We start from the raw sequence: 16691 nt of genomic DNA, 5'->3' as shown, positions 1-16691 counted from the left end.
GTCACGGTCCCTGATCGAGGTGATAGGGAGCCACCAGCGGATTCCCCGACGTGTACGGGCTGGGCAACACGCCCATGGTGCGGCCCCATTGCATCTCCAGTTGGGTCAGATCACCCTCGAACCTGGTGCCGGTGAGCAGTCCGGCGTCCAAGCGGCTCAAGGTCAGGTCGAAGATCGCGGTGAGGTTTCCGTAGTCGCCGCGGAACCAGTTGGCCAGCGTCTCGACCGGGAACGGATAGGTCGCCAACCCGCTCAGACTGCGAGTCATCGCCGGCCCAGCGTCGGCGAGAGCCTTGAGCACTGGCGGCAATTCGTGGAGTTCGGCGACCAGATTCTCCTTGGACAGGTTTATCGCATTGGCCGCGACAGCACTGAACTTGCCGAGCTTGTCCAAGGCGTCGGTGAGGTTGGCCCGCTGTTCCTTCAACACTGCCAACGCATTCGGGATGGTGGTCAATGCCCTGTCCAGGATCGGCTTCTGGGCAGCGAACTTCCCGACGACTCTGTTCAGACTCTCGTTGGCAGCGATGATGTCGTCGGTCTGGTTGTTCACATTTGCGATGAACGTGTCCAACTGTTCGATGAGGCTGCGGGTGTCCTGCTCGCGGCCACGAAACGCGGCCGAGAACGTCTGGACGATGTCCTGCAACTGGCCGACCCCGCCACCGTTGAGCAGAAGTGACACCGACGCCAGCGTCTGTTCGACCGTCGGATAGCTGCTGGCCCGGGCTAGCGGAATGAACGAGCCATTCTGCAATCGGCCTTCAGGCGCAACATCTTTCGGAGGAGCCAGTTCGATGTGGGTAGAACCCAACAGGCTGCTCTGGCCGAGTTTCGCGGTCGCGTTGGCGGGAAGGTCCACGTCACCGTCGATGGACATGGTGACCAGCGCGTGCCAGCCCTTGAGTTCGATGTCGGTGATGGTGCCGACGTTCACATCGCCGACCCGAACGCGCGAGTTGCGCTGAATACTGGTCAGGTCGGGCATCTCGGCACGCACGGTGATCGAGCCCGGGCCGGTGCCCTTGACGCCGGGCAGTGGCAGCGAGTTGAGCCCCCTCCAACCGCAGCCGCTCAGGAGAGCCAACGTGGTCAACGCCGTCAGCACGGTGCCGACCGCCCGTCGCAATGCACGGGATGTCACGACCCACCACCTCCAGTCGGGATCATCAGACCCGCCAGACCGGCATCCGGATTCGTGTTCACCGACTCGGCGGGCAACGGCGGACCGACAGGGGCATTCGCCGTCGGGATGCCGACCGGCGAAGCACCAGCAGGAGTCGGATTTGCGGGCGGCACGTAGTCCGGGCGCAGCCAATCCTCGCTGTAGGTCACCTCATTGGGACGGGCACTCTCGCCCACCAGGAAGTTCTCGCCGATCGGACCGAGGAAGTTGTACTGCCGGTTCTTCACAATGGGCGCCAGGTACTGGACGCACAGCTTCGCCGACTGCTCGGCTCCGAGCCGCGACGCCGCCTGGATGGCACCGCACAGGAAGCTGATCGGATTGCTGAAGTTGGCGCCGGCCAACGCACCGGTAATGGCGTCGGCGCTGGGTTGGTAGACATTGGCGAAGTTGGCGATCATCAACGGGAACGCATGCAGCGCCTGCTTGACATCACCGGAGCTGTCATTGATCGCGGTCGTGATGGCCGTCAGTTTGTCCGTGGTGATGCCGAGCGTTTCCCGGTTGTCGCGGACAAAGCTGGTGACATCCCCGACCGCACCGTTCAGGTCGGCCATCGCACGGCCGACCTCACCGGGATCATTCGACAGGGTTGCGCTGACAGCAGCGAAGTTCTCGTTCAGCTCCCGCAGCAGTTCGCTGCTGTCGTGCAGACCCGACACCAGAGCGGACAGGTTCTTCACCGTCCCGAACAGATCCGAGGAATGGTCACCCAGAATCGACACAGATTGCGACAGCTTCTGCAGCGCGTCGCGAATGTTCGGGCCCTGGCCGCGAAGGTTGTCCGCCACCGAGTTCACGAACTCACCAGCGGTCGACACTCCGCCCGGCTGGGTTGGCTGCAACGTGGTGTTGAGCCGGTCCAGCTGCGCGCGCAGATCATCCCACTCGACCGGCATCGCGGTGCGCTGCTGAGGGATCACCGCATGGTTCTGCAGGGTGGGCCCAGTGGTGTAGACGGGGCTGAGTTCCAGTGCGCGGGCCGAGATTACCGATGGGGACAACACCAATGCCTGCACGTCCGCAGGCAGCTTGTACTTGCTGTCCACCCAGAAGTTGATCTTCGCTCGATCCGGCTCCGGGTCGATCGATTCGATCTCGCCGACCTTCACACCCAGGATGCGGACATCGTCGCCGGGATAGATTCCCTTGCTGTTCTCGAAGTAGGCGGAGATCCGGGTCTTGCCGGCCCCGGTGACCGAACGGAATGTCACTACCGCACCGATGGTCACCAGGGCCACCAAGGCAAGGGCCAGCGCGATCTTCAGGCCTCGGGTCTTCGTCATGAGCCCGCCCCCTGTCCTTGCCCGGCTTCACCGGGGGCCGGTACCTGGACCGGCGCGGGTGTCGGTGAGGGCACTGCGGGATCAGTGCCGGCGCCCGTTGGCGGACTGGGCGGCCCGGGGGGTGGACCTCCCGGAGGCCCGGGTGGCACCGGTTCGCGGTACGGATAGCAGCCCGGGCCGGGCAGCGGGACGCCAGGCGGCCCACAGGGCTGATCTCCTGGCTTGCCAGTGATGGCATCCGGCACGGTGAGGCGCGGGTCGCCACCCTGACCGGTCCGCGGGAACGGCAGCGGCAGCGGGGGGGTGCCCGGTTGGCCGACCTGCGGGTCGCTGGCCTGATCGGGCAGCAGCGTGTTGGGATCCAGCCCCAGATCGGAGAAGGCAGCGTCGATGAACGGCTGGATGAACTGTCCGGGCATCAGATTCGCAAGGTAGGCATTGAAGAACGGTCCGGAACTGACCGACTCGCCCAGTGACATGGCGAACTTGTTGAGCCGGTGCAGGGACAGCTGGATACGTTCCTTCCGGTTGGCAATGATCCCTAGGAAGCCGTTGAGCTTCTGCAGCGCCGGCCCCAACGTCTGTCGGTTCTCGCCGACGAACGCGGTCAGCTCCTTCGACAACCTGGAGATGTTGCCGGACACTTCGTCCAGCGCGTCGCTCTGGTTGCGCAGTGCACCGAGGAGAGCATTGCTACTGTGCACGAGCGAGACGATCTGGTCTGTTCGATCCGCCAACACCTTGGTGGACTTCTCGGCATTGGCGAGCAGGCTGCGCAGCTCGTCGTCGCGACGGTTCAGCGTCTCGGAGAACCGCGAAAGACCCTGCACGGCAACCTGAACCTGCGGCGCAGTCTTGGAGAACGTCTCGGCCAGAGCAGACAGCGACTGTGACAACTGTTCGGTGTCGGTTCCCTTCACCGTGGTGGCGAGGTCGCTGAGCGCGTCGGTCAACACATAGGGCGACGTGGTTCGCTCGACCGGGATAGGACCGCTCAGCACCCCGTCACCGCGCGGCAGAACCTGCAGAATCTTGGCTCCCAGAACACTTTTCGTCTTGATCTCCGCCTCGCTACGGTCGCCGAGGCGGACATCCCTGTCGATCTTGAACGTCACGAGGACCTTTGGACCGTCCAACGCCACGTCGGTGACTTCGCCGACCTTGTAGCCGGACACCTGCACGGCTGCCTTCGGCAACAGCCCACCGACCTGTTCGAAGTACGCGGAGTACTCGCGGGTGGGATTGAACAGCGGGATCTGGCGAAACGTCAGGGCGATCAGGACTGCCGCCACGGTCAAGCCAATGCCGATGGCGCCCACGACGATGGGATTGCGCTCGGAGAAGAACTTCATTTCGGCGTGCACCGTCCCGTCGACTGGCTGGCCACCTTGATGTACACCGGTTCACCGCCCTTGCCGTTGACCTTCAGCAAGAGATCACAGAGATAGAAGCTGAAGTAGTCGCCATAGAGGCCCTGGCGACCGAGCAGCCGGTAGTTCTCCGGCATCTGATTGATGATGTTGTCCAGGTAGGCATAATCGGCAACGGCAAGCGTGCCGACCCGGTCACCCTGCTTGAGGGTGTCGTTGAGCGGAGTCTTGGCCTGCCCCAACAGATCTGCGATGCTTCCCGTGGCAGCATTGATGTGGGCGAGGCCGTTGCTGATGTCGCTGCGCCGATCACCGAGGGCTTGCACGAGCTGGGACAGCGACGTGACCGCTTTGTCGACCTGCTGGGACTGGTCGCCGGTGGAGGTGAGCACCGTATTGAGGTTGCTGATCACCTGACCGATGAGTTCGCCCCGGTCGGCCAGAGTATTGGTCAGCGACGCGGTCTGCGTCATGATCGACGCGATGGTGTCGCCCTCCCCTTGGAAGGCTCCGATCAGCTGGCCCGTCAGCTGGTTGATCTGCTGCGGATCCAGTGCCCGGAACAGTGGACGAAGACCACCAGAGACGGAATCCAGATCCAATGCCGGGTCGGTGTTGGCGACCGGAATGGTGCTGCCGCTGGGTAATACCCTCGTCCCGCCGGCGCCCTCTTCCAGCGCGAGATATCGACGGCCACCGAGGTCCTCCCAGCGGACTGCAGCCCGGCTTCCCTGCGTGAGGACGACATTCTTGTCCGCGGTGAACTGGACATCGACGATGCCGTCGGGCTGGATCTTGATCTGGTTGACCTTACCCACCTCGACGCCTGCGACCCGGACGAAGTTGCCCTCTTCCAAGTTGCTGACGTTGGCGAACTTCGCTGTGTAGGAATTGCGCTCGTCGAACCGCAGGTTCGCGAACACTGCCAGCAGAGCGAAGATGCACAGCGCACCGACAACTGCGAAGACCACAGAACGCCACAGTGCGCCAGCCACGTTCTGTGTCACGTCATCAGCTCCTTCATGTCATCAGCCGTCATCGAATCGGTACCGGCGCGATCGAGGTCGGGGACGGCAATGTCACCGGCGGGGGTGGCGCTGAGAACACCGGCGGCGCCTGGTCGGGTGGGATCTTGCCCGGCGCCACCGGGGTACCGGGCACCGGCACCGGCGGCGGAGTGCCGGCGTCGGGGATGCCTGGCCACAACGAGACACCACCGGGCCCATACAGCGGGGCACCATATGGCGGTAGTCCAGGTCCATTGACCGGCCCCGGGGCTGGACCGGGCAGGCAGTGCCGGATGCTGGGCGGCTCCGGAACCGCTCTGGTAACCGGAAGATAGTCACGCCAGCAGTTCTCGCCGATACCGGGATTGGGCCGGATGTCGACACCGGTTCCGTAGCCGGTATTCGTCACCAGGGCGCGAACCGGGAACATCTTGGAGGGATCCGGCAGCGAGCCGCAACTCGGCTTGCCACCTGGGCCGCCCTTGGCCCCGGTGATCGGCAGGTTGTCGGGATACTTGTAGGCGTCGTCCCCGAGAAGGATCGTCGAGTCGACGATCTGGGAGTAGCCGTTACCGCCGTTGTCGTGGTAACCGCCGTGGTCCAGCCACCACTTCACACCCACCAAGGTGCACGTCAGCACGGGGCTGTACTTGAGCAACAGAGACGTTGTCGGCTCCAGCGTGTTGACCGCGTCGACAAAGTTCTGCTGATTCGGTGCCAGCACGTCGATTCCGGACTGGGCGAGGCCGATCGTGTTCAGCAGCAACGAATCCAATGCATCTGAGTGCTTCTCGATCGTCGCACTGATCGTCGAGGACGCGTCAAGTACCGAGACGAGATTGTCCGCGGCACCGGCGTAGATGTCACTGACACTCTTCACCGACTGCCAGTCCTGGCGCATCGTATCGCTGCGCGGGTTGAGCGCGAGCAGCACCTGGTTGGCATCGGTGATCGCCTCACCAATACGTTCGCCCTTCCCGCGAACACCCTGCGAGAGCGCGGTGAGTACCGCATTGAGCTTCATCGGATCGATCTGGTCGACGAGACCGCGCAGGCTTTCCAGCACGGTGTTGATCTCCGTCGTCACGTTCTTCGACTTCAAGACCGCACCGGCTGACAGTCGCTGCACGCTCGGGTGCTCGGGGTAGATCAGGTCGACGTACTTCGAGCCGAAGGCCGTGGTGGCGCGGATCTGTGCCCCCACATTAGCCGGGATGTACTTGGCCTGGTCGGCATCGATCTCCAGCTTGATGCTGGACGGAGCATTACCGCGACCGAGTCCCACCACGGTTCCCACCTGGACACCGTTCAGCATGACCTTGCTGTCGGTCTGCATTCCCAGGCCGGTGCGGTCAGACGTCACGGTGACCGGGATACGTGATTTGAACGCGCCGACATACATCGACACCGAGAGCGTCATCGCGCCAAGAATGAGCGCGATGAGGATCAACGCCCACCACGCCGGGCGGAGGCTGCGTTCGCCGGGTCTGGATTGCATCGTCATGACGCCAGGTGGAAGCTGCCGGACTTGCCGTAGAGGGCTATAGCAGTCAAGACCACCACGAACACCACCGAGATGAGGGACGCCCGGACCGCGCGCCCGACGGCCTCACCCACGCCCGCCGGGCCTCCGGAAGCGTTGTACCCGTAGTAGGTGTGGATCAACATCACGACCACTGCCAGGATCAGGACCTGGGCGAAGGAACGTAGGACGTCGCCGGGTATGAGGAACGTCGTGAAGTAATGGTCATATACGCCGGAGGACTGCCCATAGAGCAGGGTGGTACCGAACCTTGCGGCCAGGAATGCCATCAGTACCGCGATGCAGTACAGCGGACCGACCACCAGCAGACCCGCAATGACCCGGGTCGAGGCCAAGTAGGCAATCGATCGAATACCCATCACCTCAAGGGCATCGATCTCCTCGGAGATGCGCATCGCGCCCATCTGGGCGGTCGCGCCCGCTCCGATAGTGGCCGCCAGTGCGATCCCGGCGTTGACCGGAGCGACGATTCGCACATTGATGTAGGCCGACACGAAACCCGTGAGCGCCTCCACACCGATCCCGGAGAGCTGGTTGTATCCCTGAACCGCGATCAATGCGCCCGCGGCCATGGTAAGGAATCCGACAACGACGACGGTGCCGCCGATGAGAGCCAAAGCCCCTGTGCCCATGCTCATCTGTGCAATGAGCCGAACAATCTCCTCCTTGTAGCTCGTGACCGCCACACCCATCGACCGCAACGTGGTGGCGTAGAACTCCGCTTGTCGGCCCACCTGGTTCCACTGTTGGTTCAATGCATCGAAAGCTCTTGTCGCTCGGCCAAATCGGCGGCTCGGCGTCCCGGTGATCATCGACTACCGCCGAACTGGACCGCGGTGACCAACAGGTTGATGACGAACAGCGCCATGAAGGAGTAGATGACCGTCTCGTTCACCGCACTACCGACGCCCGCAGGTCCACCACCGACGGAGATGCCCTTGTAACACCCGATGAGGCTGGCGGTGACCCCGAACAATGCCGACTTCACCATGATGACGACGATGTCGGTCGTGTCGGTGAGGGCGCCGATCAGGCCGGCGAACGCACCGGGGGTTGCACCCTGGACGAAGATCGAGAAGAAATACGACCCGATGACCGTGGCCACCGAGACGATTCCGGAGAGCAGCAGCGACACCAATCCTGTTGCCAGCACCCTGGGTACTACCAGCCGATGGATGGGGTTGATGCCCAGGACTCGCATCGCGTCGAGTTCCTCGCGAATCGTGCGGGCTCCGAGGTCAGCGCAGATGGCTGTGGCGGCGGCTCCAGAGATCACCAGCACGGTGATGATCGGGCCCAGCTGTGCCAGCGTGATGCCGGTGGCTGCGCCGGCGAAGTCGACGGCACCGAAGTCGACCAATAGGACATTGAAGGTGAATGCCGACAACACGGTGAACGGAACCGCCATCAGCACGGCCGGCACCAAGGACACCCGCGTGACGAACCAGAACTGAAGAATCAGCTCCCCCCACTGAAATGGGGGCTTGAAAAGCAAGAGCACGGTGTCGAGCGTCATCGCATAGAACTCGCCCACTCCGCGAATGGGTTTGACGAGCCCGCTAGTTGCCACCATCGGACACCTCCGGCCGTTGGCTGTCGCCGATGACGAGAATCAAAGCGGTCCTCCAGTGCTATCAAGATTGGCAGCCGTCAGCATAGGAACAGGTTCGGCACAGCCGGTATGGCTTTTCACAGAACACCGTTTTCGGGCGAGACCATTGGCGCGCAGCAGAATCGAGCGACAATCGCAAGCGGAAATGCCATTCTGCGGGCAGCTTTGGAATCGTGCTGCCGCTGGTGTCGACAGCTCGGTAGCATCCGGTGCGAGGAGGATCCGGGCTCTGGTGATCGGCTCCGCGAGCGCGGCGGTATTGCTGCTGCGAGGAGAGGAACAATGATGCGAAGTCTTGCCGTGATCAGTGGCGCCGTTGTGGCAATGCTCATCTCGTCGGTCCCGTACGCAACGGCCGCGCCAGACGACGGCGGCCAGTGCACGTTTGTGGTCTCCACACCACAGTCCGCGGCTTTGCCGGGTCCCGGCGGCGCAGAGGGCGTCACGGCGACGCTCACCTGGACGTCCTGCACCGGCCTGGCCACCCCCGCCTACGCTGAGGTCTGCATCTCGACTCCAACCAGCAACGGGCGTTGCACGAAGACGGTGGGCTGGGACTCTCCGCAGGCGATCATCCCGACCCAGAATTCCAAGGGTGCGTTCACAGCTCATGCCCGTGGCTGCTACCGGACTCCGTCCAGTGTCATCGTGGTCTGTGACACTGCCGACCAGAGCGTCACCCTGTGAGCAGGATGCAGTGATTCGCACTGCAGCATGCGCTGCGCTCACAGCGCAGTGTTGTGACCGCCGGCTGATTGCCGAAAACTGTTGTGACATTGACTGAATCACTGGCAACATCATCGGTACGTAGTGAGTAGTAGCGTTCCGCCCAGGTAACCACCACCCGCGGCGACGACGGCAACTTCGGGTTCACTGGGTACCTGACGCTCCCCCGCAGCGCCCTGCAATTGCAGGCATGCCTCGTGTAGGTGACCGAAGCCGTGTAGCCGACCGGCCGACAGCTGACCACCGCTGGTGTTCAGCGGCAGCGGACCGTCACGTCGAATGTTCGCGCCACCGGCCACGAATGCGCCTGACTCGCCCTTGTCGCACAGACCCAGCGCCTCCAGCCAGATAAGCGTGAGGATGGAGAAGCCATCGTAGAGCTGTGCGATGTCGACGTCCGCTGGCTTGAGAGACGTTCTGCGCCAGAGGCTTTGCGCGGCATCATGGGCAGACATCGACGTCAGGTCTTGGTATTGGTCCCAGAACGGCCGCCCATGCAGGGCCGATCCGACGGCGTCAATCCGGACTGGTGTACGACGCAGGTCGGGCGCGACGTCGGCAGCCGAAACGATGACAGCGGTCGATCCATCGACCGGGATATCACAATCGAAGAGACACAACGGTTCGCTGATCATCCGAGCGCCCAGGTAGTCGTCGATCGTCATCGGCTCCCGCAGGATCGCCTTCGGATTGAGGGCGGCATTCGCACGTTGCGTCATCGCCAGACCGGCGACCTGCTCGCGGGTGGTCCCGTACTCGTGGAAATGCCGGGTCGCCAGCAAAGCTGCCCAATTGGAGGCTGACACCGCCCCGAACGGGAGAAACCACTGGTGTGACTCGTCGACGCGGCCCTGGCCGTTGGCGGCCACAGATCCCTGCCGGCCAGCGGCCTGTGCCGTGCTCTCCCACAGCGTCCGGAAGCACAGCACGTGCCGGGCAAGGCCTGCTCGGACGGCGGCCACCGCATTGATCACCGCACCCAGCTGCCCTGCGGTTTCGGCTCCGCCACTGAACCATTCGAGCTGCAGGCCGAGGGCATCCTTGACGTCCCATATTCCGCTGCCGGACAGGCCCGGGGCAGGTGAATGGGTGCCGGGCCAGGTGGACAACCCATCGATGTCGGCCACCGTGAGTCCCGCGTCGGCAAGGGCTTCGAAGGCCGCCTGCACCGTCAAAGACAGGGCAGAACGTCCCAATCTGCGGCCGACATCGGACTGGCCGATACCACTGATGACAACTCCCGCCGATCCAGTGCTCATATCGCGGCGCCCTCGGGTCGGAACAGCGGCAGCCACACGTCACCGGCAGGCTCGAAGACGACTTCGACGCGCATACCGATGTGAACCGCTTCGGGCTCGATCTCTACGAGCCGTGTCGAGACCCGGAGTTCGGGATCATCGTCGAGGCCGACCACTGCGATGATGTACGGCGGAGGTAGGTTCGGCAGCCACTGCTGCCGATTAACGGTGTACGTCAACACTTCTCCGTGGCCCGAGGATGGACGCGGGCCGACATCGGTCGACGAACAGAACCTGCACACGGGTACCGGTGGGTGCAGCCAGCGCGAACATCCGCCGCACCGATTGATCAGCAGCTGCCCGTCGCTGCCACCAGTCCAGAACGCCGTGTTGTCGCTGTCCAGGACGGGCAGCGGAGCTGAGGGGTCAGGCATCGATGCGGACCGGGAGGTCGATGGCACGTGAAATCAAGCGCATGACACAGCGTGTCACCTCAGTCCGTGATGCGTTGGGCAAGTCCAGCACATTGCCGCGGATCATGTAGACGATCGCGCGAGCGTCGGCCACCGGATCGACGCAGCGAAGTTCGCCACTGTCGCGGCCCTGTGCGAGCGCGGCTGCCAACGGAGCCGACAGCGCGGCGATGCACCGCTCGAATACGTCGGGATGGTCGTTCATCACCGCCCGCCAATTGAGCTTGTCGACCAGGAAGCCACCGACGGAACGGAACTGCGCGGCTCGGTCGAGTTCCGCTGTGACGTAATTCCACACCTGTTCCGCTGCGGTCTGGCCACGACTGGTTTCGGCCTGCAGGTGTTCCGCCAGCTCGTGGATCTCGCGTTCGAGGAGAGCGACCACCAGTTCGTCCTTGCCGCGAAAGTGGCGGTAGAAGCTGTAAGTCGACAACCGAGCCTGCTGGCACACGTTGCGAACTTTGAAGTCACAGCGAGCGCTGCGAATGAGCACTTGTTGCGAGGCTTCGATGAGAGCCTGTCGTTCGTCTGTTTTAGTCATGGCTCCGATCCACAGTTCGGCGATGGTGGCGGGATGGCCGGGCTCGGCCAGTCCCTGCCGGAGTCGGCTCGTACACGTGGGGCCGGCATCCCGAGTTTCGACCGCGGGGTCGCACAAGGGACCCGGTGGACTCTGAAGGTCGATCGCCAGGAGTCAACGCAGTCGGACAGTCTCCCAAGCCGGGTCCCACCTTTCTGTCAACCAAGTGGTCATTCCCCCGGTGTCCAGCGGTACTATAACAGTCAATTGGTTAAGCAGTTGTATGTTTTTTGGGGAGGCCCAGGGCTCCTCTTTGCCGGATCACAAACCCGGGCTCACCTGGCCTTGGCCGACTTGATTGCTCGACCTCCCCGGGAAGGTCGAGCGGTCCCTGCGCGCCAAGACCGCCCAGAGAAACAAATATATAGTTTACTGTTTGGCTGTGTCTATCGAAGCCGCACACACTTGGAGTCCGGCTACCGACTCAACGCTGATTGCTTGGTTCGCGCTACCGACCCACTGAGGATGTGAGATGCCGCTACCAGATCTGGTCCTTGTCCACGGCGGCCAGCATGCGGGCGACTGTTGGGATCTCACGGTCGCCGAACTGCACCGCCTGGAGCCAGCACTGCGTGTCCTGGCAGTGGACCTGCCCGGCCGCAGTTCTAAGCCGGGTGACCTGACCACCGCCACCATCAGCGGCTGGGTGGACTCCGTTGTCGCCGACATCGAGGATGCAGGTTTCAGTGAGGTCATCATCGCCGGCCACTCAATGGCGGGGGTGACGGTCCCTGGCGTGGTGGCCCGGCTCGGCGCTTCGCGCGTTCGCGAAATGGTTCTGGTGGCAGCGTTCGTCCCGCGTCAAGGTGAAGCGATCACCGACACGCTGAGCGGTCCGCTGGGATGGCTCGCTCGCCGCAGCGCGAGAAAGGCCAGAACGCTGAGCATCCCGACTGCGCTCGCACGCTACGCGTTCTGCAATGGGATGACCCGTGAGCAGCGCGAGTTCGCCATAGCGCGGCTCTACCCCGACACCGTATCGCTGGCCGTCGAACCGGTTGACCGTCGCGACCTTCCGACGACCGTCTCCCGCACCTGGGTCCTCACCACTCGCGACCGCGCCCTCTCTACCGCGTGCCAGCAGCGCAGCATCGACGCACTGGGTGGAGTGAACACCATCGTCGAAGTCGACTCCTGTCATGACGTGATGATCAGCGACCCGAATCGCATTGCGCAGATTCTTCTCGACCGGTGCCTCCGATACGAGACACCGGTCGGCTGAGCGGACCGTCGGCACGGCTCAGTAGACGGTCCAACCGTCACCGCGTCTCCCGGCTCCGTCACTCATGGGCACTCGCGGCCACACGACCTCGCTCCTGGGTCTCGATCGGCGCACCGCCGTCGACATCGCCATGACGCGTTGACAATCCAAAAAGACCCACGAAAGGGAGAATCGCCCCACTCAATGGCTACCGGCGGCCGCAAATCCCGACCCTATGTCGTCGAAGAACTCGATCCAAGCGTTTCAATCAGCCGAAATCGTGTAGTGGAATGCCCGTCCGGTGACGTTCCGATTGGCCAACGGAACCCCAAGACATCCCGGATGAACCTTTTTACCAACCGCACCTCGAACATCGACCACCTCGGCAACTACCCACGTCAGTGTCGAAGCACGCCTTGGGGAGTCGCCTGCGCATCTCGGCGAGCACGCGCGGCCGAGTCCCCGGTTGGCTGACTGCCCAGCGGATGAATACAACTGCTCCTAGTCGCGGCAACAGGGGGTGGAATGGTCCGTGGAGGCCACTCGGAGCCTCGAAGATGACCTTGGTCACTGAGTGGAATATAAGCGGCCGCGCGGGGGCCCGTTCAGCTAATCTGCAAATAGTTAGTTGATTATCGTGACCGGTGGAAGGGTCGATATGGAGCTCACCAGCCTTCGCGAACCGAAGATGGCGGATCGCGTGGCTACCGTGCTGCGCAGGATGTTCATCCGCGGCGAGATCGCCGAGGGGACGATGCTACCGCCGGAGTCAGAGCTGATGGAGCGATTCGGCGTGTCACGACCGACGCTACGCGAGGCATTCCGGGTTCTCGAGTCGGAATCGCTGATCGTCGTGCAGCGTGGTGCGCGTGGCGGCGCCCGAGTGACCCGTCCGCGACGCGAGACGCTCGCTCGTTACGCCGGACTCATTCTCGAGTACGAAGGAGTGACGCTCAAGGATGTCTACGACGCGCGCCGCGAAATCGAAACACCCATGGTCGTGCGGTTGGCCAAGCAACGGAATGCAGCAGTCATCGCCGAGCTGGAGCAGATCGTCGAAGCCGAGGAGCAGTTGAAGCCGGGCAGCGACATCGCGGCCCAGCTGACCGATTTCCACGTCGCTATCGCACGGCTATCCGGCAACAAGACCCTGCAGACAATCAGCGACATGTTGCACCACATCATCGTCAACGCGAACCGCTCACTTCAGCCCACCGAAGGTCCTCGCGCCGACCAAGCCATCCGCCGATCGGCCAAGACGCACCGGATGGCGCTCGAGCTGATCAAAGCCGGGGATGCAGAGAAGGCCGGCCAGCTCTGGGAGAAACATCTGCGGAAGACAGAGGAATTCGTGCTCTCGAGCTCCGACCTGGACACGGTCGTCGATCTGCTCGAATAGCAAACTGGATCAGGTCGACTGTTCGACCGGCCGGACCACCGCACATTGACGATGACAGTCAACTGCCATAACGTCTGCCAGGTGGCCAAGAACGTGCTTGTCGTTTTGAGCAATCCGATCGCCGGCGAAGACGCCGCCTACAACGAGTGGTACGACACCAAGGGTGTTCCTCAGGTTCTTGCGGTACCGGGAGTAGTTGCGGCGCAACGCTACACGATCTCGGAGGTCAAGGTTGCCGAAGGCCAGCAGCTGCCCGCCGCGCTACCACCCCCGACGCACCGGTACCTGGTCATTTACGAACTTGACCGAGAGCCCGACCAGGTGATGCAGGAATTCCTTGCCCGGTCGCAGGCAGGCCAAATGCCCCTTGGTGAGGCGCTGGACCGGGACACCGTCTCTCTCACCGGTTGGACACCGGTCGGCGAGCGCCGGTTGGCGTGACTTCCCGCGCACAGCGACAATCAAGATCAGCGAACAACGAACAACGCCAACAGCTCTCGCCAGCCAATGAACCGGTGCACAGAGTGCACGGCCCCTTTCGTTCCGTGGTCGACTCGGTACCATGAGGCATTACTGATTGCCCTCCCCGACAAGGATGACCATGGCAAGCGACAATGAATCAACCACCGTCCCGGCCCGCGAGAAGCTCGACGAAGACGACCACGATCTCTTGACCTACGGCGAGGCAGGCGAGCGGCTTCGTCTGGAGATCGCCGCAGCCGAGCGTCACATCGCATCCCTGGAGCAGACCGGCTCACCAACCGAGGTCCAGAAAGCTCGAGCCCGGCTGGCGGCGCTGCGCGCAGCGACAACCCGCAATTCGGTCCACACCATCAACGACGAGAACTTTGAAAAGTTCTTCGGCTACCCAGGCAAAGCCAAGCGAAATCTGCCCAACGCCGACCGGACGTAATCACTGATTCGAGACAGGCGCCCTTGTATAGGGCGACAATTATACATTTTACTAATTGCACGGCTGGGTGGTAGAACTGCTCCATGCCACTGGTCAAGCCCTTCCGCATTGCGGTTCCCGACGCCGAACTCGATGATCTGAAGCTGCGCCTGAGCCGAACCCGTTGGCCCGAGGCCGAATGCGTCGATGACTGGAGCCAGGGCATACCACTTGCCTACACCCGCGAACTCGCTGAGTATTGGGCAGACGGATACGACTGGCGCGCGCGGGAGGCCGCGTTGAATAGATTCGATCACTACACCACCGAGATCGACGGCCTCGACATCCATTTCATCCACCAGCGCTCCTCGCGAGAGGACGCCTTTCCCATTGTGATCACCCACGGCTGGCCTGGATCAATCGTCGAGTTCCACAAGGTGATCGAACCACTGACGGAATTGGGATTCCACGTGGTGTGCCCGTCGCTGCCCGGTTTCGGCTTCTCTGGCAAACCCAGCGAGACCGGCTGGGGCGTCGAGAAGATTGCCGGCGCGTGGGATACCTTGATGAACCGCCTTGGGTATGACCGTTACGGTGCGCAGGGGGGCGACTGGGGCGCCAGCGTCACCACACACATGGGCCGCTTGAACGGCGGCTGTGTGGCCATCCATCTCAACCTGCCGATCGGCTTCCCACCCGCGGACATGGGCCAGCCCACCGACGAAGAGCAACAGTCGCTGGAAAGCATCGCCTACTACCAACGTTGGGACGCGGGATACTCGACGCAACAGGCAACCAGACCGCAAACCCTCGGCTACTCCCTCGTGGACTCGCCGGTCGGGCAGCTAGCCTGGATCGTCGAGAAGTTCTGGAGGTGGACGGACTGCGCCGGTCACCCGGAGAATGTGTTGACCCGCGACGAGATGCTCGACAACGTGATGCTCTACTGGCTCACCGCGTCAGCGGCTTCTTCGGCTCGCCTCTACTGGGAAAGCTTCTTCTCGACCTTCGGGGCCGACGTCGCGCGGGTGGAGGTGCCCACCGGTATTGCGTCATTCCCCAAGGAGTTGTTCCAGACTCCCCGGCATTGGTGTGAACCCAACTACAACATCACGCACTGGACGTCCATGCCGCGCGGCGGCCACTTCGCGGCATTCGAGCAGCCCGAGCTGTTCGTCGATGACGTGGCATCGTTCTTCGCTCCGCTGCAAGAGAGCTGACACCTACTACGTCTACGTCGACCCGTTCACCGAGGCTGGTCCGGCTGACCCGACCATCCGCGAACAAGACCCACCTGGGTCGCGGAGGCGACGAAGTTGCCGCGCTCGTCGAACAATCGGCCAGTGCAGAAGGCCCGGCCTTCCGAGGCGCTGGGCGACACCTGATCGAAACGAAGCCACTGGTCAACCCGGAAGGGCCGGTGAAACCAGAGGCAATGATCGAGGGTGAACGCCATCATGTCGCGATGGGGTTTGATGCCGTGCGGCACAAAGGCGTTCGACAACAGAGTCAGGTCGGCCACGCATATCGCGATGGCACTGTGGAGTGCTTGTGGCCCTTCCACCGGCTTCGACGTCCGCGCCCATAGCCGAGCCAGCGCACCTTCTCCAGTTGCACTGCCAGGCTTCACATCTGGGTACCAGTCGATATCCAACGAAGACCAGCCGCGATAGAAGTCCGGCCATTCCTGGGGGAATGGCCGCATTTCTGCCGCTCCCTGTGATGGGCCGTCGACCGCCTCTACCGTCAGTTGGTGTTCCGGGCCCGATTCCGGTGCGTGGAACGAAGCCTGCACAGAGAGGAGTCGCCGCCCCTGCTGCTCGGCGATGACCCGACGGTCGGAGAACGATCCCGAATCGCGGAGCCGCTCGACATGAAACTCGATCGGTGGTCCGATCAGTCCCGCAGAGAAGAAGTGCGATTGAACAGAGTATGGGACAAGCCGTTCCGCTACCGTGCTGGCCGCTGCCATCAAACCCTGAGCTGCCGCCTGCCCGCCGAATACCCGGGGCATCCCGATGTCGGGCGTCGAGCCCAGATACTGGTCGATTCCGGCGCCGCGGACACTGAGCAGATCGATCAAGGAGTCGACCGAGGCGACCATCAGTGACTCACCCGCGACACCGGGATCGACCGGCTCAGTGCTGTTTTCGTCAGGCGCACGATCGGGTGTGCCAC

The 16691-nt window shown here is 63.0% G+C and carries 17 protein-coding genes and 1 pseudogene; 6 read left to right on the top strand and 12 right to left on the bottom strand.

Translation table 11 applies throughout. The annotated features are described in order from the left end of the window. Position 1 precedes the first annotated feature (1 nt). From G6N35_RS20545 to G6N35_RS20515, 7 genes are read right to left on the bottom strand one after another with little or no spacing between them, the layout of a single operon-like run. Positions 2 to 1144 (bottom strand): MCE family protein, encoded by a 1143-nt coding sequence (locus G6N35_RS20545; protein ID WP_407664564.1) that lies wholly within the window; start codon positions 1142 to 1144, stop codon positions 2 to 4. Further along, positions 1141 to 2472 (bottom strand): MCE family protein, encoded by a 1332-nt coding sequence (locus G6N35_RS20540; RefSeq protein WP_163805909.1) that lies wholly within the window; start codon positions 2470 to 2472, stop codon positions 1141 to 1143. The genes G6N35_RS20545 and G6N35_RS20540 overlap by 4 nt, the downstream gene beginning before the upstream one ends. Further along, positions 2469 to 3824 (bottom strand): MCE family protein, encoded by a 1356-nt coding sequence (locus G6N35_RS20535; protein WP_163805908.1) that lies wholly within the window; start codon positions 3822 to 3824, stop codon positions 2469 to 2471. Before G6N35_RS20535 ends, G6N35_RS20540 begins: the two co-directional genes overlap by 4 nt. Next, a complete protein-coding gene (locus G6N35_RS20530) occupies positions 3821 to 4849 on the bottom strand; it encodes an MCE family protein (RefSeq protein WP_163805907.1) in 1029 nt (342 codons plus the stop codon). The genes G6N35_RS20535 and G6N35_RS20530 overlap by 4 nt, the downstream gene beginning before the upstream one ends. Positions 4850 to 4877: 28 nt before the next feature. Then, positions 4878 to 6347, bottom strand: a complete 1470-nt coding sequence (locus tag G6N35_RS20525; protein ID WP_163807818.1) for an MCE family protein — start codon at positions 6345 to 6347, stop codon at positions 4878 to 4880. A 2-nt stretch (positions 6348 to 6349) separates the two neighbouring features. Continuing rightward, entirely contained in the window at positions 6350 to 7204 is an 855-nt protein-coding gene (locus G6N35_RS20520; protein WP_163805906.1) for an ABC transporter permease, read from the bottom strand. Then, positions 7201 to 7965, bottom strand: coding sequence for an MlaE family ABC transporter permease (locus G6N35_RS20515; protein WP_163805905.1), 765 nt, complete (start codon positions 7963 to 7965; stop codon positions 7201 to 7203). The genes G6N35_RS20520 and G6N35_RS20515 overlap by 4 nt, the downstream gene beginning before the upstream one ends. Positions 7966 to 8286: 321 nt before the next feature. On the opposite strand from G6N35_RS20515, the gene G6N35_RS20510 reads away from it, so the two are divergent. After that, positions 8287 to 8691, top strand: coding sequence for a hypothetical protein (locus G6N35_RS20510; protein ID WP_163805904.1), 405 nt, complete (start codon positions 8287 to 8289; stop codon positions 8689 to 8691). 110 nt (positions 8692 to 8801) lie between these two features. On the opposite strand, the gene G6N35_RS20505 is transcribed toward G6N35_RS20510, so the two are convergent. From G6N35_RS20505 to G6N35_RS20500, 4 genes and pseudogenes are all read right to left on the bottom strand, one after another. Then, complete coding sequence (locus G6N35_RS20505) at positions 8802 to 9989, bottom strand: thiolase family protein (RefSeq protein ID WP_246224425.1); 1188 nt, start codon at positions 9987 to 9989, stop codon at positions 8802 to 8804. Continuing rightward, on the bottom strand, positions 9986 to 10207 hold the full coding sequence (locus G6N35_RS27420) for a Zn-ribbon domain-containing OB-fold protein (protein ID WP_246224663.1): 222 nt from the start codon (positions 10205 to 10207) through the stop codon (positions 9986 to 9988). Before G6N35_RS27420 ends, G6N35_RS20505 begins: the two co-directional genes overlap by 4 nt. 84 nt (positions 10208 to 10291) lie before the next feature. Next, a pseudogene (locus G6N35_RS27415) lies at positions 10292 to 10402 on the bottom strand (DNA-binding protein); the annotation flags it as partial. After that, positions 10395 to 11099 carry a TetR/AcrR family transcriptional regulator gene (locus G6N35_RS20500; RefSeq protein ID WP_163805903.1) on the bottom strand — a complete coding sequence of 235 codons (705 nt, stop codon included), beginning with the start codon at positions 11097 to 11099 and terminating at the stop codon, positions 10395 to 10397. The pseudogene G6N35_RS27415 and the gene G6N35_RS20500, both read right to left, overlap by 8 nt. Before the next feature lie 394 nt (positions 11100 to 11493). Here G6N35_RS20500 and G6N35_RS20495 point away from each other — a divergent pair, with 394 nt between their 5' ends. From G6N35_RS20495 to G6N35_RS20475, 5 genes are all read left to right on the top strand, one after another. Further along, positions 11494 to 12243, top strand: a complete 750-nt coding sequence (locus tag G6N35_RS20495) for an alpha/beta fold hydrolase (RefSeq protein WP_163805902.1) — start codon at positions 11494 to 11496, stop codon at positions 12241 to 12243. Between the two features lie 637 nt (positions 12244 to 12880). After that, entirely contained in the window at positions 12881 to 13621 is a 741-nt protein-coding gene (locus G6N35_RS20490; protein WP_163807817.1) for a FadR/GntR family transcriptional regulator, read from the top strand. An 81-nt stretch (positions 13622 to 13702) separates the two neighbouring features. After that, positions 13703 to 14062: a hypothetical protein gene (locus G6N35_RS20485; RefSeq protein WP_163805901.1), complete on the top strand. Its 360-nt coding sequence runs from the start codon at positions 13703 to 13705 to the stop codon at positions 14060 to 14062. A gap of 154 nt (positions 14063 to 14216) precedes the next feature. Continuing rightward, positions 14217 to 14534 carry an acyl-CoA synthetase gene (locus G6N35_RS20480; protein WP_163805900.1) on the top strand — a complete coding sequence of 106 codons (318 nt, stop codon included), beginning with the start codon at positions 14217 to 14219 and terminating at the stop codon, positions 14532 to 14534. Positions 14535 to 14617: 83 nt separating this feature from the next. Further along, entirely contained in the window at positions 14618 to 15733 is a 1116-nt protein-coding gene (locus G6N35_RS20475) for an epoxide hydrolase family protein (protein WP_163805899.1), read from the top strand. Positions 15734 to 15759: 26 nt separating this feature from the next. On the opposite strand, the gene G6N35_RS20470 is transcribed toward G6N35_RS20475, so the two are convergent. Continuing rightward, positions 15760 to 16617 carry an acyl-CoA thioesterase gene (locus G6N35_RS20470; protein ID WP_163805898.1) on the bottom strand — a complete coding sequence of 286 codons (858 nt, stop codon included), beginning with the start codon at positions 16615 to 16617 and terminating at the stop codon, positions 15760 to 15762. Between the last annotated feature and the right edge of the window lie 74 nt (positions 16618 to 16691).

The sequence above is a fragment of the Mycolicibacterium anyangense genome (assembly GCF_010731855.1).
In the GTDB taxonomy this organism is placed as follows: Bacteria; Actinomycetota; Actinomycetes; order Mycobacteriales; family Mycobacteriaceae; genus Mycobacterium; species Mycobacterium anyangense.
The sequence above is the reverse complement of the archived record's forward strand: the minus strand, read 5'-3'. Positions and strand labels throughout refer to the sequence as shown.